The following is a 20,497-nucleotide window of genomic DNA, read 5'->3' as shown; positions in this document are numbered from 1 at the left end:
TGAAATAAATTAAAAACGATATAGGAGGATTTATCATGAACAATGCATCAAGTGCTTTAAAGGTGGCAGCAGGCATCTTTCTGACCATCGCCCTTATTACGATTGTGGTTCTATTGTTTATTTCGGCTCAGGAGGCAACCAAAACGGCACAGAACAATTTTGCCGATATCCAGACCGAGTTGTCCCAAGCTGCATTTACCGTGTATGACGGAACAACCATTAGCGGATCACAAGTCACAAACGCGTTGCGTAAATATGCGGACAAGGATCAGTTCGGTATTCAAGTTATTACAGGTAAAAACAAGGGGGGTCAATGGTATGGCAATCAGTTGAACATATCCCAGGATCTCAATAACGCAGATTACGGTTCAGTGATTTCTCCAGATGATAAAGTAGGTATTATTAATCAAACTATGAGTGAAAAAGACAACCAATATGTCAATCCAAGTGGTAAATTCAAAGCAATTATCGTAAAAGACAGATCCAATGTGGTAAGAGGGCTTATTTTCCAGCAATCCTGACAGGAGTTGGTTTAACATGTCCCAGAATACACAGCAGCTCATGTTGTTCTGTACGGCGGTTGTCCTATTTGTGACAGCCTGCCTGTACGGGCAGCAGAATGTTCGGGTTCTTTCAGACGCTTTGAATCACTTGGTGCAGACAACAGCAGACATGGAAGGACGGCTGAATACCACTCTGCGTATAAGTGAGCCAATCCGTTATAGTGGTGCGCAAGTGTTACACACTGTGAGGCAAATGACAGGGACAACGGTCAGCGTGGAGGTGGACGGGATTGCATATGTCATTGATCCCCTTGTAAACAGAAGAGGAACCATTCCTGTCCAGCTTGCTGCTTCGTATAGACCTGAGTTCATAAGAAGTGAGGCTGGCGAACTGCTGAAGATTGCATTTTGGAAGGAGGCCAGTACACCTTGATTAACGCTGCGTCCAAGCTGCTTGCTGTTTTGCTGGCAGTGATTTTGCTTTATGTATATCCGGCAGCAGAGACTGCAGATCGACAGGATGACATGGCACGCATGACCGTTGTTCAGACGGTTACCCGTTTTGTTGATGCAGTCAGAACAAAGGGATACATTTCCCCTGTCATGTATACAGAATTCGAAGAACAGATGGCCCGAACGGGGAATGCCTATGAGATTTCCATGGAGCATTTGCACAAAAAATATGTTCCTCATTACTCAGATCCGATGGATCAGAGCACATTTTCTGGCACCTATGAAACCGTACAAGATGGCTATTATTCAGCCCAAATTAAAGCAAAGCTGTTTCCTTCGTCCGGTGTGCTAGCTTTAGACGATCCTGGGCGCAGATATACACTGGCAATGGGGGATTTCTTCACTGTAACCGTCAAAAATACCAATCGCACACCTGCCATGTTGATTCGTGAGTGGTTGAACGGGTCTGCACAGGCTGCAGCCGTGTTTACCACATATGGGGGTATGGTGCTCAATGAAGATTACTGATCTTTCTATTGTGTTTGTGCTTATATTTTTACCTATATTCTGGGTTATTTCTCACAATACAGACAATGCCCAAGAGGCTCAATATTTAAGCAATCAATATAAGATGGCACTTCAGACTGCTGTACTGGATGCAGGGGCTGTGATGCATCAAAATGAGAAGCAAGACGATGAAGCAGGGTATGATTCGACCAAATTTGTAAAAGCGGACAAAGAGCTTGCCTTGACTACCTTTACCCAAACACTGGCGCTAAATATGGGGATTCAGGATGATCCTGCTGCTATACGGGCCATGTTTAATTACATTCCTGCAATGGTCGTGCTGGATTATGATGGTTATTACATTTTGGCGAACGAAACTGAGATGACAGGTGATCTTGAAGATTCATTCCGGCAAGTTTGGAGTCCTAAAAAGCCCTATACATATTCTGATTCAAATGGTAGCAGTATTAACTTCACACTCGATGGGTATGTGTATGCCTATGATGCAGGCTTGCGCATGTGGGTTGAGGGTTTCCAGAAAGAACTGGCCTCCAGCACACAAATCCCTCTGCTTCAGAATGCCGAGACGTTTGAGCAGGTCAGACGAGGCCGGATCGTGACAAGTGTGCAGGAAGATTTGGCAGATGTTATTAACCGGCATAATGAGTTTGCAAGAAGGAATGGTGTTTCCTACACCTTTACCATGCCTTTGATTTCTCAGGAAGACTGGTACAATTCGATTAATGATACGGGGCTGATGGCGTTTATTCAGGGAATACCTGTAGGTAACCAAAAGATTAACAATTATGCCATTGGTGGTGGCAGACTGGTGAAGAAAACAGCGATCGTTGGCGGAGTTGATCCTGTAAGTGGAATTAAATACTATTACCCTTCCACATGTAGCAATGGTTACAGAGCCGAAGAAGTGTTTACAAATGCCAAACAAGCGGCAGCACAAGGTTATTTTGAGTATAACTGTTCCATAAATTAAAGGCAGTTTGTTTGTAATATAAAAGCGAGGTTGCATGAGATGTTTACATTACTTTCAGAAAAGGCGACACCTGTGCTAAAATAGGGTTTCGGAACGATAGTAATGTCCAATAGATAGGAGCAACCTCATCTTATGAGTTTATTGTCAGTAGAGAACGTGAGTCACAATTTTGGAGACCGCACGTTATTTAAAAATGTATCTTTTCGTTTACTTGCCGGAGAGCGTGTAGGTCTTGTTGGTGCAAATGGTGTGGGTAAGTCCACACTGATGAACATTCTTACCGGGAAATTGTTAAAGGACGAAGGGAAGGTCGAATGGACCCCCAAAGTTCGTTATGGATATCTGGATCAGCATACCAAGCTCACGCCTGGAAAAACGATTCGTGATGTGCTTAAGGATGCGTTCCTGCCCTTGCTTGAGTTGGAAAAAGAAATGATGTCTATTACGGATCAGATGGCAGACGCCGATCCGGACAAGCTCGAATTGTTGCTGGAAGAAATGGGTGACATTCAAGAGCAATTGGAGCAAGGTGATTTTTATCTGATCGATGTGAAAGTGGAAGAGATGGCGAATGGACTTGGATTGTCCGCCATCGGTCTAGATCGTGATGTGGCCGCGCTTAGTGGTGGTCAGCGTACGAAGGTATTGCTTGCCAAGCTTTTACTGGAGAAACCCACAGCTCTTTTGTTGGATGAGCCGACGAACTATCTCGATGTGGAACACATTGAATGGCTGACGCGTTACCTGAAGGATTACCCGTATGCGTTTATTCTGATTTCGCATGATACAGAGTTTATGAATGAGGTCGTTAACGTTATTTATCATCTGGAATTTGCCAAGTTGACGCGTTATGCAGCGAACTATAACAAATTCCTTGAAATGGCCGACATGAATAAGGCGCAACATATTGATGCTTATGAGAAACAGCAGGAGTTTATCAAGAAGCAGGAAGATTTCATTCAGCGGAACAAAGCCCGCGCTTCCACTTCCGGTCGTGCCAAGAGCCGTGAGAAGCAGCTCGGCAAGATTGAACGGATTGATCGTCCAGACGAAGCGGCCAAACCCACATTCAAATTCAAGGATGCCCGGGCGAGTAGTAAAACCGTCTTTGAGGGTATTGATTTTGAAATCGGATATTCATATGCATTATTGCCTAAAATGACGATGACGATTGAGCGTGGCGAGAAAATTGCCATTGTTGGATGTAACGGTGTAGGTAAATCCACACTGCTCAAGACGATCTTGGGGAAAATCCCACCAATTAGCGGTAAGACTTTCTTGGGGGACTATCTGGAAACAGCTTATTTCGAACAGGAAGTACGTGCAGGTAATATTACCCCGATCGAAGATGTGTGGAATGAGTTTTCTCATCTGACACAGAATGAAGTCCGGGGCCATCTCGCACGTTGTGGATTAAAAAATGAGCATATCACCCGCCCGCTTAACGCACTTAGTGGTGGTGAACAAGCCAAGGTTCGTTTATGTAAGCTTCTGATGCGTGAAAGTAACTGGATTTTGTTCGATGAGCCCACAAACCATTTGGATGTAACCGCAAAAGCAGAGCTGAAACGTGCCCTGCAGGAATTCAAGGGTACCGTGCTGCTCGTATCCCATGAACCTGAATTTTATGAAGGTTGGGTAACCAAAACGTGGGATGTTGAAGCTTGGTCCGACAAACAATAGTTTCTACGAAATTCTTCGCACCAGAAACAGCAACTTCGTTAACTACATGATTTCAGCAATGGTGAACAACGTAATTCATGGAAATGTACGGTGACAAAAAAAGGTGTCTATGGTAACATAGGCTACAGCTTCATATGAACACTAGGGGGGCCGCACGATGCGGCTGAGATGGAAGAATGCGATTCCGGACCCTTTGTACCTGATCTGGATCATACCAGCGTAGGGAAGTGGCGCGTTTCAGCTAATGACAAAGAGCTTTATCGTTGACTTTGCGATATGGCCTGCAAGATGAATCATGCAGTTCTATGTATACAGCGTTGCGACTATGGATGGTTTCTATAGTTGTTATGCGTTATGTATAGTGTAATTGCATGCGACAGTCATTCAGTTGATCCATGAATTTTAAATTCGTGGCCACTCCCCTACGGGAGTGGCTTTTTTGTTGTTGTATATCAGCTTAAATCATGCAAGAGGAGGGCGAATAGGACGGTAATCTTCCACGAACATGTAATAACAAGATCATTCGAACTGCATGTGGTTTCACCAGGTACAGGAGACTTGGGCTCTTTTCTGAATATTGCTAAGGGTATATGGCGGTGGGTCGATTATATCCACATTCGGGAAAAAAAGCTGACCCTTGAAGAACAGATGTATTGGGCGCAAGGTCTAAAAACACAAGGTGTTCCATCTGACCGAATCATTATGAATGGCTCAGATCAGCTGGATCAACATGCTTCAATTGGTGGTGTGCATTGGGGTCAAGCAGTTATTCACAGCTATGATAAGGATGAGTTGAGGACAGTCGATCGGCTGCGCGTAGGCATATCGGTTCATTCTCTGGAAGAAGCAAAAGTTGCAGAAAAACAGGGAGCGGATTATCTCTTTTATGGGCATGTCTATGCTTCAAATAGTAAACCGAATTGCGAACCCAGAGGGCTAAGTGCGTTGGCTGAGGTATGCTCTAATGTTTCGATTCCCGTGATCGCGATTGGCGGGATAAGACCTGAAAATATTGCTGCCATTCGAACTGCTGGTGCTAGAGGAGCCGCTGTGATTTCTACGATTTGGACGACCGATAAGCCGGAACTAGCTGCCGCTTCATTGCGACAGGCGATCACGGATTCAGACAAGTACGCCGAACCAAGGAGATGAGATCTTGAGAGAGGAAGCAAGAAGTCGAAGCAGGAATCGTTCAGGCTATCATCCAGGAATAGTTTCGGGAAGTAAAGTTGGAGCGGAAGTTCGAGGCAAGCTTCATGCAGAAACCATTATTGTAGGTGGAGGAGTTATCGGTTGTGCCATCGCATGTGAACTCGCTACTCGAGGCCATGACGTTCTTCTGGTTGAGCGGGCGCGGCTCGCTGGGGGAACTTCCTGTGCAGCCGCAGGCATGCTTGCTGCTGATAGTGAGGAATTCACTCATGCTGTAATGGCAAAGCTTGCAAGGCAGAGCAGAGCTTTGCTTCATGAGCAGAAGGAACGGATAAGTTCGCTTAGCGGAGTGGAAATGGGGCTGCAACAGCATGGCTTTATTACTCCTTTTCGTTCATACAGTGAAGTCAACAGTTACAAAAATAATCGATCGTCTACCTTATCTACAGAACATATTTGGTGGGATCGTGTCGCTGTCCAGCAGGAAGCATCATGGTTAAACAGGGATACGTATGGAGCATATTACAGACCTTCCGAGAGCGAGGTTCTTCCTGTCAACTTAACGCAGGCTTATGTCAGATCTGCTCAAGCCATGGGTGCAAGGGTGATGGAAGGTGTACAGGATGTCCGTTTGCATACTGATGTGAATGGAGTGCAAGGGATCGAGACTTCAATAGGAACGATGACATCGAGAAATGTCATTATTGCTACAGGGTTACATGGTGAAGAATTGATGAGACATGTGGGTCTGAAATCGCCTGTTTTACCAGTAAAGGGGGAGATTGCAGCCGTGCAGTTTTCTCCCCACCATGCCGGGTACAGGCCAGACAAAACGGTGTATGCAGAGGATATATATATTGTTCCCAAAGCCAATGGAGAAGTATGGATCGGTGCAACAAGCCTTCCTGGAAGAACAGACATGAAAGTTTCGGTACAAGGCATTCAGAAGCTGCTTGCAGCTGCAACAAACTGGGTACCTGGCATGAAGGAAGCACATTTTATCCGAGCGTGGGCTGGTGTCCGTCCTTCGACTCCAGATGGATTGCCCTATGTGGGGGCTTGTGATAGTGTACCGGGTTTATTCGCTGCTTTTGGACATTATCGTAACGGCATATTGCTTAGTGCGATTACAGGCAGCCTCATGGCTGACTTGATTTGTGGCAAAACTTCGGAAGAACTGGGGATTCAGGACCTTTGTCCAGAACGTTTGAACATAAAGGAGATGTTGCAGTGAACATCATTGTCAACGGACAAACCATGCAAATTGAAGATAGCTTAAATCGTGTAGACAAATTGCTCCATTCATTTAATTTGCAAGTAAAAACCGTCGTGGTTGAATTGAATCGTCAAATTTTAACGCGGGAATATCATGAAACGACGGCGTTAAGAGACGGAGACCGAATTGAAATTGTACATTTTGTGGGAGGCGGTTGAATTATGCTGAGGATTGGAAATTATACGTTTGAATCTAGATTGCTGCTGGGTACAGGCAAATTTTCGGACTTGGAAGTGCAGAGTCAGGCGGTTGAGGCTTCAGGTACGGATGTATTAACGTTCGCGGTTCGGCGTTTGAATCTGGAAGATCGGAACAAACAGCACTTTCTGGACACACTGGACTTGAAAAGGTATACCCTGCTTCCCAATACAGCGGGTGCTGCAACAGCAGAGGAAGCTGTGCGAATCGCTGAACTAGCTCGGGCTTCAGGACTTTGTGATATGATAAAAGTAGAAGTTATCGGCGATGGAATCACATTACTTCCTGACCCAATTGAAACCTATAAAGCTTGCGAGATCTTGCTTGAAAAGGGCTTTACGGTACTGCCTTATATCTCAGACGATGTTATTCTGGCCAAGCGATTGCAACTACTCGGCGTACATGCTGTTATGCCTGGGGCTTCACCCATAGGGGCAGGGAGAGGAATTATTAATCCCTATAATCTGGAGATTATTATTGAACAAGCCGTCGTTCCTGTTATTGTGGATGCAGGACTTCGAGCACCTAAAGATGCTGCTCATGCGATGGAGCTGGGAGCTGACGGTGTATTGTTGAATACGGCTGTCTCCGGATCCGGAGATCCGGTGAAGATGGCGAAGGCAATGCGAATGGGGGTTGAAGCAGGCAGACTGGCTTATGAGGCAGGCATGATTCCCGTTAAGCGCTATGCAGCAGCGAGTAGTCCGGCGGAAGGAATGGTTCATACATGACTAATCAGACACGATCTTCTGAACAGGGAGACCGCTATTCCAGACAGGAACGGTATGCACCTATCGGTAAGGAAGGTCAGCATAGATTGAATAACAGCAAAGTATTAATTGTTGGAGCGGGCGCGCTTGGTACGGGTATTGCGGAAACATTGGTACGTTCAGGAATTGGCCATATTACTATTGCAGATCGTGACTATGTGGAGTGGAGCAACCTACAACGACAGCAATTATATATTGAGCAAGACGCCATTCAGCGAATGCCCAAAGCGATGGCAGCGAAGAAGCGCCTATCTGACATTAATTCTAACGTTGAGGTTGTAGGCAAAGTGATGGACGTCAGAGTAGATGAACTGGAAGAACTGGTTCAGAACGCAGACTTGATCATGGATGCAACAGATAATTTTGATACCCGGCTATTAATAAATGATATGTCTCAGAAGTATCGTATTCCGTGGATTTATGGCGGATGTGTGGGCAGTTATGGAATTACCTACACGTTTCTGCCTGGAGAAACGCCTTGTTTAAACTGCTTGTTGGGTGAGGTTCCGTTAGGTGGGGATACCTGTGATACGTCAGGCATAATCCCTCAGGCGGTGCAGATGGTTACGGCTAATCAGACTGCCGAAGCGATGAAGCTTCTCAGTGGTAATTCAGGTGCACTGAGACGCAAGTTGTTATCATTCGATGTGTGGAGAAATGAATACATATCCATTAACGTCGACGGTGCCCGAAAAGAAGATTGTCCTTCCTGCGGAGTAAAGGCTAACTATCCGTACCTCTCTGCCTCAAACCTGGAAAAAACAGACGTATTATGTGGTAGGGATACGGTACAGATTCGCCCTTCACGGCGGATGAATCTGGATTTACAACATACGGCTGATCGTCTCGGCAAGTTGGATGAAGGCAAAGTGGAGGTTAATCCATTTTTGGTTTCTTTTACAACAGGAGCGCACAGGATGGTCATTTTTCAGGATGGTCGTGTCCTTGTTCATGGAACAAAAGACACGGCAGAGGCGCGTACGCTGGTTCACCGGTACTTTGGTTAGAGAAAAATCAAATGAATGTTCCGCGTCCGTTCCTTCCGGGAATGGACTTTTTCATTTTACGGCATGATAAACATACAACAATGCTGCGATGCACAGTGGTCACAAGGATGTCGAGACCAAGTGTAGTTTAAATCAACAAATGTAGCAGCGTACAAGACAGGCCGGGTGAAAAAATGAAAACATCCATATTACTGGTTGGCAGGGGCGATCTGGTTTCTTTTATTCAAGGCATACTGTGTGCAGAAGGGTACCAAGTCGAGCAAATGGAATGGACAGATCTGAACCGTATTTCTGAACTAACACTCACGAATCTCAATATGATCATATTAATGAATGAAGGATGTCACGAAGATACCCTGAAAAATGGACTAGAGTCTTTTATACACATAGGTGTCACCTCCCCATTGCTTGTGATAACTCCCAAGATATCGCCTGAATTGATTGTGGAATTACTCGATTACGGCGCTAATGATGTGATGGAAGCACCTATTCACGGTAATGTGATGATGGCCAGAATACGGAATCTTTTACGTGTGTTCTCGCATGCTTCACAGGAAGATGAAGAAGTCATTGTAGTACATGACCTCAAGGTCAATCTTCGTTCACGTCGTGTAAGTCGTGCAGGCGAATATCTGGTATTAACTCCGAAGGAATACGAATTGCTGGAATTTTTGGCCCGTCATGTGAATGAGGCGTGTCCCCGGAGCGTTATTTTAAGGGAAGTGTGGGGGTATGATTTTGCAATGGATACTAATGTGGTGGATGTATATATCAAACATTTACGAGTGAAGGTGGATAAGGGGAGAAGTGTCAAATTAATTCATACCGTTCGTGGCATCGGTTATATGCTTCATACCCAATAAAAGAGGTCGTCTCAAAAAATTTAGAGTCTGTTTTCCACATTACTCCTGTTTGGAGAGAGAACTTCATTGGGTAAATATAAAAGGACCGGATCATCAGATCCGGCCCCACTCGCTTCGTTATTTTCGGAATATGAGCTACAGTACGCGGCGAGCTTTAATATATGTTTTTTTCCAGTTCCCCGAGTTCAAGTCGGAGAGAGTTACACCTGGTGATCCGTACGTGTGCAGAACTTTTCCGTCGCCTGCATATACGCCTACGTGAGTAATATTGGAGCCTGTAGAGCGACTACCGCTGGAGAAGAAGACGAGATCTCCCACTTGCAGATTAGCTTTGGAAACAGCTACACCTTCTTGGGATTGCTTAACGGATGTACGTGGCAGGTCTACACCATACTTTTTGAAGATGTATTTCATAAAAGAAGAGCAGTCAAAATTTTTGGTTGTAGAAGTTGACGCACCAAATTTATATGGAGTTCCTGTAAAGGTTTTACCATAGTTCACGATTTGTTGTCCTGTGGATACAGAAGCGCTTGCTGCCTGTGCGACAGGTGCATTAGTCATTAATACAGCTCCAAAACCTAGTGTAGCGCACAACCCGACGGTTACGGCCTTTTGGACAAAGATGTTTGTTTTCATGTGAGTACCTCCAAAATTCGTTTTCGTTTAGTTGCTAGAGCGAGTATAACAGCTTTGTAACAGCCTAGAAATTGGATGGAACCTGATTCTCCCTAGGGCCGCAACGGTTTGGGTTTGTTTATTAAAATACCATTAAAAATGTCAAAAAATTAATCATTGACGAAGCTCGAATGTTACAAAAACAACAAAGACCCTTGATATTCAAGGGTCTTTGTTGTTTTATACTCTTATTTTTAATCTAAATCATAGGTTACAAAAACGTAATAAGTATAGGCAGAAGGTTAATCTTTGCTCTGAATAATGAGTAATAACCCACTATTGATTGAGACGGTGCCAAACTTTCCGAGCAGTTTGTTGCTAATCCCCAAAGATTGTCCCATGCGTATAGTGGCTTGATCTAGCGGGTACATGAAACCTTCCAGTGTAATACCTGTTACTTCATTAGTAAGTGGGAGTAGGGAGATGTACTCATATCCACGGTCTTCCACAAAAGCTTCGGAGGTTGTTAGCATCATATAATTGTGTTCATCCTGCAGAGTACAGGAAATATGATGCTGCATAGCGCGGACCATAATATGTACGTTAGCCAGTGTATGATCCATGCGTGTGCCCGTTGCGCCCAACATAAGAATGTCAGTAGGCTCAAGATCCAATGCTGTTTCAAATGCCATCTCGGTATCGGTCAAATCCTTATGCACAGGATCACAGGTGATTATCCGTTCGCTGTTATCTCGTACCTTCTCCCGTTCCTGCTCGGTAATGGAATCAAAATCACCTACTGCGATATGTGGTTGAATCCCATGTTCTATTAAGAACAACGCCCCACGATCAGCTGCGATAATGATGTCATCCTTACCGATTTCTTTTAGAAATTGAGGAGAGAGGTTTCCCCCTGTAAAAATAACAATACGTTTCTTAGTCATTCTATTTCATCCTTCCTAATCAATAAAGAAACAATTCACTTCTAATTAAGGTGTTAGAATGATGCAAAAATCATTCACAAAACCAGTATAATCCACAAAATGTGGTTGCACAATTTCGGCATGCGCGGATACAATGGGTAGAGCAACATGGAGATGACTTGAAAAGTGAGGTTTGAACAGGTTGGACTTGCACATTTTTGAAGTATTCAGCATTATAGGTACCATTGCATTTGCAATGTCCGGCGCTTTCGTGGCAATGGAAGAGGAATATGATATTTTGGGTGTACTGGTACTGGGACTCGTGACCGCATTTGGAGGCGGAGTCATTCGTAATGTTCTCATTGGTGTACCCGTAACGATGCTGTGGAGCCAGGGAATGCTGATTATGCTCGCCCTTATATCTGTAGCGATTGCTTTCGTACTACCTCTTAAGTGGATTGGTCACTGGAAGCGGACAGAAGCGCTGTTCGATGCGATTGGACTTGCAGCATTTGCGATTCAAGGGGCGTTATACGCAGCCAATATGGGACATCCCATTAGTGCGGTTATTGTAGCCGCAGTGATGACCGGTATAGGCGGAGGAATCATTCGTGATCTGCTGGCTGGCAGGAAGCCATTGGTACTGCGTGATGAAATTTATGCCGTGTGGGCAATAACAGCTGGTTTTGCCATAGGTATGGGATGGTTCACAACCAACGTTGGGCTGTTAATATGTTTCGCCGCAGTTGTGTTCTTCCGAATGTGTTCTGTTCATTATAAATGGAAGCTTCCTCGTCGTTCTCTGGTACAAACGGAGAGTGTAAAACCTCAGACAGCACCAGCGCCACTTAACCGCACCTTGAGTAAGGGGGAATAACATGATTAACGTTTTGTTTGTATGTTTAGGCAACATATGCCGCTCACCAATGGCTGAGGCTGTCCTCCGTCATAAAGTGAGTGAAAGAGGACTTGATCAGCAGATTTCAGTGGACTCAGCAGGTACAGGAGACTGGCATGTTGGCAAACCTCCGCATGAGGGGACACGATCATTGCTGGATTCATATCAAATTTCTTATGCCAACATGGCGGCAAGACAATTTGCGAGTGCGGACTTCACACATTTTGATTACATTATATGCATGGATGATTCCAACGCAGCTAACGTAAGAAGTGTAACAGGTGGTGAGGATGCGGAAATTATCAAGATGATGGATCTGCTGCCGAACGAGACGCTCCGTGAAGTACCCGACCCGTATTATACGGGGAATTTTGAAGAAGTATACAGGCTGGTTGATGCAGGCTGCGACGTGTTGATGGATCGGATTGAAAAGGAACATTCTTTGATATAACAATCGGTGATGTTCTCTAGGAATGACTTGTGTGATACAAGAGAAGAAGCTGGAACGGACAAGCAGGTGAGCCTGCTTCTTTTTTGAACGTTCATGTAAGCGGTACCATGTGAATGTAAAACAAAAGCGGCATTTCAGCCGCCTGTTCAATAATCGATTTAATTTTCTTGAAGAAAGTAAAGCAATGCTTCCGGCAGCTCGTTCTGCCAGAATCCCCATTGGTGATACCCGTCTTTCTCCTGATAGGAGACAAGCGCACCTCGTTTTTCGAGCAAATCACGGGTATCCCGGTTTAATTGAACAAAATCATATGTGCCGGTATCGGCTTCAAAGGCAGTCTCCTGCAAACCAACAATCATCCAGATCGATAACCAGGACAAGTCTTCAGCTGCAGCGTAGATTTCCTGGGAAGCGGAGTAGTAAGCTCCAGACATGCTGATGACACGTGTAAACAGGTCTGGATAGAGTAGAGCAAGATGAAGCGAAACGCTGCCACCCAGTGAGTCTCCGGCAAGAACACGTTCCTGCGGAGAGCGGCGCACAGGATATTTCTCTTCTACATAGGGAATAATCTCTTCAGCGAAGCATGAGGTATACGCCTTGAACCGATCGCCGAAAGGGGCGTATTCCTGAGTTCTTACAGACACTTCAACCTGAACTCCTACTATAATGAAAGGTTCGGCTCCCTCGTCGAGAATGATGCGGTTGGCAGTGGTGGCGATACGTCCAAAGTTGAAAAATTCTTCACCGTCCTGACAATATACGACAGGGTAAGATAACAATTCGTTATAGCCTGGGGGAAGATAAATTCGTAATGTGCGCTTCTCTCCGAGATAGCGGCTCTCAATCTCTTCCTTTACAATCGTGCGTTTCAAATAGCGGGAATCCGTCATAAAACGTCACCTTTCTCGGTTAATTTTTGCATTCGACCGCGCAATACGGTAAGATTAACCTTGTGCGGGGATAGGTCAAATACGCAAACATGTATTATGCTGTTATACCAATATTAAGCCCCTGTTATACATACAATCCGGAAGGAAACATAAAAAAATTACGGATATCTTTGACGTATGCAGTGAAACAGGTGTATAATAATATTATAACAGCGGAACTTGATATTCAAATTTTTTGTTGAGGTGAAGAAAAAAATGAGCAAGGTTCCTTATGAAGTATATACGGAGGATGTAGAAGCTCTGTCCGTGCTGTCTCCTGACGGCGAAATCGTTAACAAAGACATGATGCCTAAGCTTTCCGACGATCAATTAAAAGAAATTATGTATCGCATGGTATTTACCCGTACTTGGGATGACCGTGCAGTAAACCTGGGCCGTCAAGGTCGTCTTGGTTTCTATGCTCCAGTATCTGGTCAAGAAGCTACAATGGTTGGTAGTGAATTTGCAATTGAAAAAGAAGACTTTGTATGTCCTGGCTATCGTGACATTCCGCAACTCGTGTGGCATGGACTTCCTCTTTATCAAGCGTTCCTGTACTCCCGTGGACACCAACATGGTGGACAAATTCCGGATGGCGTTAATGTATTGATGCCGCAAATCATCATTGGTGCACAAATCCTGCACGCAATGGGTATTGCTATGGGTTACAAATTGAAGAAACAAAAACAAGTTGTAATTACGTACACAGGTGATGGTGGTTCTTCAGAAGGTGACTTCTATGAAGGTCTGAACTACGCTGGTGTTTACAAATTGCCTGTTATTTTCTTCGTACAAAACAATGGTTATGCCATCACAACTCCTTTTGCTAAACAAACGGCAGCTCTGTCCATCGCTCACAAAGCGGTAGCAGCAGGTATCAAAGGTGTTAAAATTGATGGTATGGACATCTTCGCAGTTATCAAAGCGGTTCAGGAAGCTGCTGAACGTGGTCGTAACGGCGAAGGCGCAACTCTGATCGAAGCAGTAACTTACCGTTTCCGTCCTCACTCCCTTTCTGACGATGCTTCCAAGTATCGTACAAAAGAAGAAGAGGCTGAATGGAATGCTAAAGATCCAATCGCACGTTTTGCTAAATATCTGGAGAAAAAAGGTCTGTGGACTGAAGAAGATACAGCACGTGTGAAAGAAGAAGCAAAAGCAAAAGTGAACGAAGAGATCAAAAAAGCGGAAAAAACCGAGAAAATGACGATTTCAGGCTTGATCGACAGCATGTTCGAACAAACGCCTAAGCACTTGGAAGAGCAAAAAGCTGATTTCCAATAAGTTTTTTCCGATAAAGCATAAACATCCGGGACGGGTTCCGGTGTCCCGGTATACATGTATGAATTCAAATGTGAACTGTCAATGTTTAAGGAGGAAATGAAGCAAATGGCACAAATGAACATGAAAGAAGCAATCCGTGATGCGCTTCGCGTTGAGTTGAAACGTGATCCTAACGTTCTGCTTTTCGGTGAAGACGTAGGTAATGTAGGCGGCGTTTTCCGTGTAACGGAAGGTCTGCAAAAAGAGTTTGGCGAAGAGCGTGTATTTGATACTCCACTCGCTGAGTCCGCTATTGGCGGTCTGGCTGTTGGTTTGGGTGTTCAAGGTTTCCGTCCGGTTGCCGAGATCCAATTCGTTGGTTTTATCTTCGAAGCCCTTGACCAAATGGTAGTTCAAGCAGCTCGTATGCGTTTCCGCTCCGGCGGTAAATATAATTCTCCAATCGTATTCCGTACACCATTCGGTGGCGGTGTAAAAGCGGCAGAATTGCACACAGATTCCCTTGAAGGTTTGCTTACGCAAACTCCGGGTATTAAAGTGGTAGTACCTTCTAACCCTTACGATGCAAAAGGTCTTATGATCGCTTCTATTCGCGACAACGACCCTGTATTCTTCATGGAGCACTTGAACTTGTACCATGCATTCCGTGCAGAAGTACCTGAAGAAGATTACACAGTTGAGCTGGGCAAAGCGAACGTTGTTCGTGAAGGTTCTGATGTAACGATCATTACTTACGGTATGATGGTTCACACTTCTGTGAAAGCAGCAGAAGAGCTCGAAAAACAAGGAATCAAAGTTGAAGTTATCGACCTTCGTACGGTTAGCCCGATCGACATCGATACTATCGTTGCTTCTATTAAGAAAACAAACCGTGCAATTGTTGTACAGGAAGCTCAAAAGAGCGCAGGTGTTGCAGCTGAAGTCATTGCACAAATCAATGAAAAAGCAATCCTGCACTTGGAAGCTCCGGTTCTGCGTGTAGCTGGTCCGGATACTGTATATCCATTTGCACAAATCGAAGATACATGGCTTCCTAACCCAGCACGTATCGTTGCTGCGGTTAACAAAGTCGTAAATTTCTAATTTAATCATCTGACATGCCGCAAGGCGCAGTATGGTGATCCACACCGCAGCGCAAGCTGCACTGTAAACAGCCATTAGCCCCTTGAGTAACAGTTTATTGCATTAGCAGTAACGGTTGTTTCTTGGAGTTAAGGGTTGTTTTCAGGATTGAGACATAATCAAGGAGGTTTTTCAGTTGGCTAAATTTGAATACAAATTCCCTGAACTGGGCGAAGGCCTTCACGAAGGCGAAATCATCAAGATGCACATCAAAGTCGGTGACAAAGTAACTGACGACGACATCATCATGGAAGTACAGAATGACAAAGCGGTCGTTGAAGTACCTTGTCCGGTTAACGGCACAGTAACAGAAGTATTCGCAAAAGATGGCCAAGTTTGCCACGTTGGCGAAGTTGTTGCAATCATCGACGCTGAAGGTGAGCTTCCAGAGCAAGACGACGCTCCTGCAGGCGAACAAGAAAAAGATGCAGCTCAAGGTGGAGCTGACATAAGCGGTTCTTCCGCAGCAGCTTCCAGCTCGGATGCAGCTAAAGAAGGCGGAAACAACAGCGTTCCGGCAGTACCTGCCAAAGACGTTCTGGCAACACCAAGCGTGCGTAAATTTGCTCGCGAACAAGGCGTAGACATCGCTCAAGTTAACGGTACTGGCAACAACGGTAAAGTTACCAAAGAAGATGTTGAATCCTTCAAAAACGGTGGCGGTTCTTCCGCAGCGGCATCTTCCGAAGCTCCGGCTCAAGAAGAGAAAAAATCCGCAGCACCAGCAGCTGCTGCAGCTGATCAACGTGTGGAAGAAGAGCGCGTACCATTCAAAGGTATCCGTAAAGCGATCTCCAATGCGATGGTTAAATCGGCTTACACAGCTCCTCACGTTACAATCATGGACGAAGTGGACGTAACTGAACTGGTTGCTTTCCGTACTCGCATGAAACCTATCGCTGAGAAAAAAGGTACAAAAGTAACTTATCTGCCATTCATCGTTAAAGCTCTGGTTGCTGCTTCCCGTGAGTTCCCAGCATTGAACGCTATGATTGATGAAGAAGCTAATGAAATTGTATACAAAAAATACTACAACATCGGTATCGCTACAGATACAGACAACGGCTTGATCGTTCCTGTTATCAAAGATGCTGATCGTAAATCCATCTGGATGATCGCTGATTCCATTCGTGATCTGGCAGCTCGTGGCCGCGATGGCAAATTGAGCGCGAACGAAATGAGAGGAAGCACAATCTCCATCAGTAACATCGGTTCTGCTGGCGGTATGTTCTTCACTCCGATCATCAACTTCCCTGAAGTTGCAATTCTCGGAACTGGACGCATCAGCGAAAAAGCCGTTATTAAAAATGGCGAAGTTGTTGCAGCACCTGTAATGGCTCTTTCCCTGAGCTTTGACCACCGTATCATCGATGGCGCAACAGCACAAAACTTTATGAACTACATTAAACAGCTGCTCGCTAACCCTGAGCTGCTTGTTATGGAGGTGTAAGATATGGTAGTAGGCGACGCTTCTCTCAATATCGACACATTAGTAATTGGTGCGGGTCCTGGTGGCTATGTAGCTGCCATCCGTGCTGCTCAACTGGGCCAAAGCGTATTGATCGTAGACAAATCCGAACTGGGTGGCGTTTGTTTGAACCGCGGATGTATTCCATCCAAAGCCCTGATCTCGGCTGCACACCAATATGAGTCTGCATTGCACGGCGAAGCTTTTGGTATCTCTGCTGAGAACGTAAAAGTGGACTTCAGCAAAACTCAAGAATTCAAAAACGGCGTTGTTAAGAAAATGACTGGCGGCGTAGCTGGTTTGCTCAAAGGCAACAAAGTTGAAGTTTTCAACGGTGAGTGCATGTTCATTAACGAAAACGAAGCTCGTGTATTTAACGATCACGAGTCTCCACGTTACAAATTCAAAAATGCAATCATTGCAACAGGTTCCCGTCCAATCGAACTGAAACCTTTCCCGTTTGGCGGACGCATTCTGTCTTCGACAGAAGCTCTGAACTTGCCTGAAGTTCCAAAAAGCATGATCGTTATCGGTGGCGGTTATATCGGTGCTGAGCTTGGTCAAATGTACTCCAAATTCGGTGCTAAAGTAACAATTATCGAAGGTTTGGATACTGTACTGCCAGGTTTCGATAAAGACATGACTAGCCTCGTAGCTAAAAACATGAAGAAAACAGGCATCGAAATCGTAACGGGTGCAAAAGCTGAAAGTGCTGAGCAAACGGATAAAGATGTAACTGTTAAATATTCCGTAAATGGTGAATCCAAAGAAGTAACTGCAGATTACCTTCTGGTTACTGTTGGACGTCGTCCAAATACAGACGGAGAGCTTGGTCTGGACCTGATTGGCGTAGACGTTGACGAGCGTGGCTTCGTTAAAGTTGATCACCAAGGCCGTACTAGCATTCCTCACATCTTTGCAATCGGTGATATCGTATCCGGTCTGGCACTTGCCCACAAAGCTTCTTATGAAGGTAAAGTGGCTGCTGAAGCGATCGCAGGACAACCATCTGTAGTTGACTACAAATGTATGCCTGCAGTTGTGTTCACAGATCCTGAGTGCTCCAGCGTAGGTTACACTGAGAAAGAAGCAAAAGAAAAAGGCTACAAAGTAAAAGCTGGCAAATTCCCTTATGCGGGTAATGGCCGTGCTGTATCTTTGAACCACGCTGAAGGCTTCGTGAAAATCGTAGCTGACGAAGAAACAGGTCTTGTACTGGGTACTCAAATCGTAGGTCTGGAAGCTTCCAACCTGATTGCTGAGCTTGGACTCGCAATTGAAATGGGTGCGACTTTGGAAGATTTGGCGCTGACTATTCACGCTCACCCTACTTTGGGCGAAATCGTGATGGAAGCTGCGGAACTGGTTATGGGTCACCCGATCCACATCATTTCCCGCTAATATCGTCTAAGCTTCGGATTCGTCCGGCATTATACGTAAATCAAGAAGGGATGGATAACGTGTTACAGCGTTGTCTGTCCCTTTTTTTTATGTGAACACCTAAAGCGAGATCTTGTTAAAGAATCATGCAATCAGAAGCTTAATGTGGTACACTGTAACAACCAATATGACAGCGGAGGGCTTAGGTCGATGCTGTTTTTTTTAAAATAAGGCAAATTGGAGCAAACACCAGTTGTGTGAATGTTCTTGTTTGTTTTTATTGCTATGAAATTAGAAGTGCGAGGGGAATATAATTTGAAAAACTATCTCGATTTATTACAGGATATCTTGGATACTGGCGTGCATAAGGGAGATCGCACCGGAACTGGAACACAGTCGGTATTTGGCAGACAGCTCAGATACGACCTATCCGAAGGGTTCCCGCTGGTAACAACTAAGCGAATCCATCTGAAATCAGTCATTCATGAGTTGTTGTGGTTTTTGAGCGGGGATACGAATATATCCTATCTCAAGGAAAACGGCGTGAAGATCTGGGACGATTGGGCTGACGAGAATGGCGACCTAGGTCCGGTATATGGATCACAATGGCGTACTTGGGAAGCACCAAACGGGGAGAAGATCGATCAGATTGCTGCCGTTATTGATTCGATCAAGAATAATCCAGATTCACGGCGTCACCTCGTTAGTGCCTGGAATGTGGCGGAGATTAACAACATGAAATTGCCTCCTTGTCATTTCGCGTTTCAGTTCTATGTGGCTGAGGGTAAACTATCGTGTATGCTTACCATGCGTTCTGTAGATACGTTCCTCGGGTTGCCATTTAACATTGCCAGCTATGCGCTGCTGACACATATGATTGCGCAGCAGTGTGATCTTGAAGTGGGAGAGTTCATCTGGTCCGGTGGGGACGTTCATATCTACTCGAACCATGTGGAACAAGTGAAAACGCAGTTGGAGCGTGAACCGTTCGCGTTGCCTAAATTGGTAATCAAGCGCAAGCCGGATTCCATTTTCGATTATACGTTTGATGATTTTGAGTTTGAGAACTATCAGCATCATCCGGGTATTAAAGCCCCGATTGCCGTATAAACAGACACGGATTGAAGGAGTGTGAAATCTTGAGCATTGAACTTGTATGGGCGATGGGCGAGAATGGTGTCATTGGATTGAATAATTCCATTCCGTGGCGTTTGCCTAAAGATATGGCCTTTTTCAAGCAACGTACGTTGAACAAAACGATTATTATGGGACGTAACACATGGGAGTCCTTTGGAGGCAAGCCGCTTCCGCAACGTCGGAATATTGTTGTAACAAGAGATCTGAACTACCAAGCGAATCAGGCTGAAGTGGTGCATACAATTGAAGAGGGTCTGGAAGTTACAAAAGGCGAAGAGCTCTGCGTCATTGGCGGTTCCCAGGTCTATCGTGAGTTTTTGCCGCTCGCAGATCGTCTGGTGGTGACCAAAATCCATGAGAATTTTGAGGGGGATACTTTTTTCCCGGATGTGGATTGGTCGGAGTGGGAGCTAACAGAACAGATCGAAGGCGAGCAAGATGAAAAAAATGTTTATGCATATACGTTTGAGTTCTACGAACGAAAACGGTAAAAGGGTCATAAGATGAAGTAGAAGAGCCCAAACATATGCTATTTACGAAGTATAGGGGCGCTGATTTGCGAAATATTCGTGAACAGCGTCTTTTCTTTTAGAAATAGAATGAAATAAATACGAATTAACATATAAATGACATAAATATGACGTAAAAATAACGAAAAAATGAATGCAATACATATCCCCTTAATCACTCTGTGGTAAAAAAGTATAAAAATTGTGGGAATTCACCGTTGTAAAGCCCTAAAATCAGTTATTGTTCGGATTTGGCAGCCTAAAACAGCATAAATTGTTGTTTTTAATGACAAATTACCTCACATTTAAATGACGTTTCGTCCGTTTTTTCATCAATTAAACGCCTGGTTTTGTACAGCCAAACCTTAGAAATAA

22 protein-coding genes and 1 riboswitch are annotated in these 20,497 nt (G+C 44.8%); of the genes, 19 read left to right on the top strand and 3 right to left on the bottom strand.

The features are described 5' to 3' along the window. Window positions 1-35 precede the first annotated feature (35 nt). The 11 genes from BLS14_RS09180 to BLS14_RS09130 all read left to right on the top strand — a co-directional run bounded on the left by BLS14_RS09180 (window position 36) and on the right by BLS14_RS09130 (window position 9,403). Window positions 36-521: a hypothetical protein gene (locus BLS14_RS09180; protein ID WP_063562843.1), complete on the top strand. Its 486-nt coding sequence runs from the start codon at window positions 36-38 to the stop codon at window positions 519-521. Between the two features lie 16 nt (window positions 522-537). Further along, a complete protein-coding gene (locus BLS14_RS09175) occupies window positions 538-936 on the top strand; it encodes a hypothetical protein (RefSeq protein WP_090951211.1) in 399 nt (132 codons plus the stop codon). Beyond that, complete coding sequence (locus BLS14_RS09170; RefSeq protein ID WP_064637150.1) at window positions 933-1,484, top strand: hypothetical protein; 552 nt, start codon at window positions 933-935, stop codon at window positions 1,482-1,484. Before BLS14_RS09175 ends, BLS14_RS09170 begins: the two co-directional genes overlap by 4 nt. Next, on the top strand, window positions 1,471-2,454 hold the full coding sequence (locus BLS14_RS09165) for a hypothetical protein (RefSeq protein WP_090951209.1): 984 nt from the start codon (window positions 1,471-1,473) through the stop codon (window positions 2,452-2,454). Before BLS14_RS09170 ends, BLS14_RS09165 begins: the two co-directional genes overlap by 14 nt. 132 nt (window positions 2,455-2,586) lie before the next feature. Continuing rightward, the gene (locus BLS14_RS09160; RefSeq protein ID WP_063562839.1) at window positions 2,587-4,137 is read left to right on the top strand and encodes an ABC-F family ATP-binding cassette domain-containing protein; all 1,551 of its coding nucleotides are present in this window, start codon (window positions 2,587-2,589) and stop codon (window positions 4,135-4,137) included. Between the two features lie 133 nt (window positions 4,138-4,270). Continuing rightward, window positions 4,271-4,380: riboswitch (TPP riboswitch) on the top strand. 291 nt (window positions 4,381-4,671) lie between these two features. Then, window positions 4,672-5,289: a thiamine phosphate synthase gene (locus BLS14_RS09155; RefSeq protein WP_176854448.1), complete on the top strand. Its 618-nt coding sequence runs from the start codon at window positions 4,672-4,674 to the stop codon at window positions 5,287-5,289. A 4-nt stretch (window positions 5,290-5,293) separates the two neighbouring features. After that, on the top strand, window positions 5,294-6,523 hold the full coding sequence (thiO, locus tag BLS14_RS09150) for a glycine oxidase ThiO (RefSeq protein ID WP_176854446.1): 1,230 nt from the start codon (window positions 5,294-5,296) through the stop codon (window positions 6,521-6,523). Further along, entirely contained in the window at window positions 6,520-6,723 is a 204-nt protein-coding gene (thiS, locus tag BLS14_RS09145) for a sulfur carrier protein ThiS (protein ID WP_063562837.1), read from the top strand. Before thiO ends, thiS begins: the two co-directional genes overlap by 4 nt. 3 nt (window positions 6,724-6,726) lie before the next feature. Beyond that, on the top strand, window positions 6,727-7,494 hold the full coding sequence (locus BLS14_RS09140) for a thiazole synthase (protein WP_079693923.1): 768 nt from the start codon (window positions 6,727-6,729) through the stop codon (window positions 7,492-7,494). Beyond that, entirely contained in the window at window positions 7,491-8,540 is a 1,050-nt protein-coding gene (locus BLS14_RS09135) for a MoeB/ThiF family adenylyltransferase (protein ID WP_063562835.1), read from the top strand. Before BLS14_RS09140 ends, BLS14_RS09135 begins: the two co-directional genes overlap by 4 nt. Window positions 8,541-8,713: 173 nt before the next feature. After that, window positions 8,714-9,403, top strand: a complete 690-nt coding sequence (locus BLS14_RS09130; protein ID WP_090951200.1) for a winged helix-turn-helix domain-containing protein — start codon at window positions 8,714-8,716, stop codon at window positions 9,401-9,403. Window positions 9,404-9,538: 135 nt separating this feature from the next. Here BLS14_RS09130 and BLS14_RS09125 read toward each other — a convergent pair whose 3' ends face one another. Together BLS14_RS09125 and BLS14_RS09120 are read right to left on the bottom strand one after the other, a co-directional pair. Next, window positions 9,539-10,039 (bottom strand): C40 family peptidase, encoded by a 501-nt coding sequence (locus tag BLS14_RS09125; protein ID WP_053780904.1) that lies wholly within the window; start codon window positions 10,037-10,039, stop codon window positions 9,539-9,541. A gap of 281 nt (window positions 10,040-10,320) precedes the next feature. Continuing rightward, window positions 10,321-10,962 carry a thiamine diphosphokinase gene (locus BLS14_RS09120; protein ID WP_090951197.1) on the bottom strand — a complete coding sequence of 214 codons (642 nt, stop codon included), beginning with the start codon at window positions 10,960-10,962 and terminating at the stop codon, window positions 10,321-10,323. A gap of 187 nt (window positions 10,963-11,149) precedes the next feature. Between BLS14_RS09120 and BLS14_RS09115 the strand changes: the two genes are divergently transcribed. Beyond that, complete coding sequence (locus BLS14_RS09115) at window positions 11,150-11,818, top strand: trimeric intracellular cation channel family protein (protein ID WP_063563197.1); 669 nt, start codon at window positions 11,150-11,152, stop codon at window positions 11,816-11,818. 1 nt (window position 11,819) lies between these two features. Beyond that, on the top strand, window positions 11,820-12,290 hold the full coding sequence (locus BLS14_RS09110; RefSeq protein WP_063562832.1) for a low molecular weight protein-tyrosine-phosphatase: 471 nt from the start codon (window positions 11,820-11,822) through the stop codon (window positions 12,288-12,290). Window positions 12,291-12,448: 158 nt separating this feature from the next. Here BLS14_RS09110 and BLS14_RS09105 read toward each other — a convergent pair whose 3' ends face one another. Next, window positions 12,449-13,183: an alpha/beta hydrolase gene (locus tag BLS14_RS09105; protein WP_090951194.1), complete on the bottom strand. Its 735-nt coding sequence runs from the start codon at window positions 13,181-13,183 to the stop codon at window positions 12,449-12,451. A gap of 255 nt (window positions 13,184-13,438) precedes the next feature. Here BLS14_RS09105 and pdhA point away from each other — a divergent pair, with 255 nt between their 5' ends. From pdhA to BLS14_RS09075, 6 genes are all read left to right on the top strand, one after another. Further along, on the top strand, window positions 13,439-14,506 hold the full coding sequence (gene pdhA / locus BLS14_RS09100) for a pyruvate dehydrogenase (acetyl-transferring) E1 component subunit alpha (RefSeq protein ID WP_053780908.1): 1,068 nt from the start codon (window positions 13,439-13,441) through the stop codon (window positions 14,504-14,506). Between the two features lie 105 nt (window positions 14,507-14,611). After that, window positions 14,612-15,589, top strand: coding sequence for an alpha-ketoacid dehydrogenase subunit beta (locus tag BLS14_RS09095; protein WP_062325380.1), 978 nt, complete (start codon window positions 14,612-14,614; stop codon window positions 15,587-15,589). Window positions 15,590-15,764: 175 nt separating this feature from the next. Beyond that, window positions 15,765-17,078 (top strand): dihydrolipoamide acetyltransferase family protein, encoded by a 1,314-nt coding sequence (locus BLS14_RS09090; RefSeq protein ID WP_090951192.1) that lies wholly within the window; start codon window positions 15,765-15,767, stop codon window positions 17,076-17,078. A 3-nt stretch (window positions 17,079-17,081) separates the two neighbouring features. Next, complete coding sequence (gene lpdA, locus BLS14_RS09085; RefSeq protein ID WP_063562829.1) at window positions 17,082-18,497, top strand: dihydrolipoyl dehydrogenase; 1,416 nt, start codon at window positions 17,082-17,084, stop codon at window positions 18,495-18,497. A gap of 294 nt (window positions 18,498-18,791) precedes the next feature. Next, a complete protein-coding gene (gene thyA / locus BLS14_RS09080) occupies window positions 18,792-19,586 on the top strand; it encodes a thymidylate synthase (RefSeq protein WP_063562828.1) in 795 nt (264 codons plus the stop codon). A gap of 29 nt (window positions 19,587-19,615) precedes the next feature. After that, window positions 19,616-20,104 carry a dihydrofolate reductase gene (locus BLS14_RS09075; protein ID WP_072733281.1) on the top strand — a complete coding sequence of 163 codons (489 nt, stop codon included), beginning with the start codon at window positions 19,616-19,618 and terminating at the stop codon, window positions 20,102-20,104. Window positions 20,105-20,497 lie beyond the last annotated feature (393 nt).

The organism is Paenibacillus sp. OK060, assembly GCF_900101205.1.
GTDB lineage: Bacteria > Bacillota > Bacilli > Paenibacillales > Paenibacillaceae > Paenibacillus > Paenibacillus marchantiae.
This window is presented reverse-complemented; position numbering and strand designations above follow the sequence as displayed.

Coding starts and splice junctions, on each gene's coding strand:
- BLS14_RS09180 (WP_063562843.1), top strand. CDS start 36: ATGAACAATGCATCAAGTGCTTTAAAGGTGGCAGCAGGCATCTTTCTG.
- BLS14_RS09175 (WP_090951211.1), top strand. CDS start 538: ATGTCCCAGAATACACAGCAGCTCATGTTGTTCTGTACGGCGGTTGTC.
- BLS14_RS09165 (WP_090951209.1), top strand. CDS start 1,471: ATGAAGATTACTGATCTTTCTATTGTGTTTGTGCTTATATTTTTACCT.
- BLS14_RS09160 (WP_063562839.1), top strand. CDS start 2,587: ATGAGTTTATTGTCAGTAGAGAACGTGAGTCACAATTTTGGAGACCGC.
- BLS14_RS09140 (WP_079693923.1), top strand. CDS start 6,727: ATGCTGAGGATTGGAAATTATACGTTTGAATCTAGATTGCTGCTGGGT.
- BLS14_RS09135 (WP_063562835.1), top strand. CDS start 7,491: ATGACTAATCAGACACGATCTTCTGAACAGGGAGACCGCTATTCCAGA.
- BLS14_RS09130 (WP_090951200.1), top strand. CDS start 8,714: ATGAAAACATCCATATTACTGGTTGGCAGGGGCGATCTGGTTTCTTTT.
- BLS14_RS09125 (WP_053780904.1), bottom strand. CDS start 10,039: ATGAAAACAAACATCTTTGTCCAAAAGGCCGTAACCGTCGGGTTGTGC.
- BLS14_RS09120 (WP_090951197.1), bottom strand. CDS start 10,962: ATGACTAAGAAACGTATTGTTATTTTTACAGGGGGAAACCTCTCTCCT.
- BLS14_RS09110 (WP_063562832.1), top strand. CDS start 11,820: ATGATTAACGTTTTGTTTGTATGTTTAGGCAACATATGCCGCTCACCA.
- BLS14_RS09105 (WP_090951194.1), bottom strand. CDS start 13,183: ATGACGGATTCCCGCTATTTGAAACGCACGATTGTAAAGGAAGAGATT.
- pdhA (WP_053780908.1), top strand. CDS start 13,439: ATGAGCAAGGTTCCTTATGAAGTATATACGGAGGATGTAGAAGCTCTG.
- BLS14_RS09095 (WP_062325380.1), top strand. CDS start 14,612: ATGGCACAAATGAACATGAAAGAAGCAATCCGTGATGCGCTTCGCGTT.
- lpdA (WP_063562829.1), top strand. CDS start 17,082: ATGGTAGTAGGCGACGCTTCTCTCAATATCGACACATTAGTAATTGGT.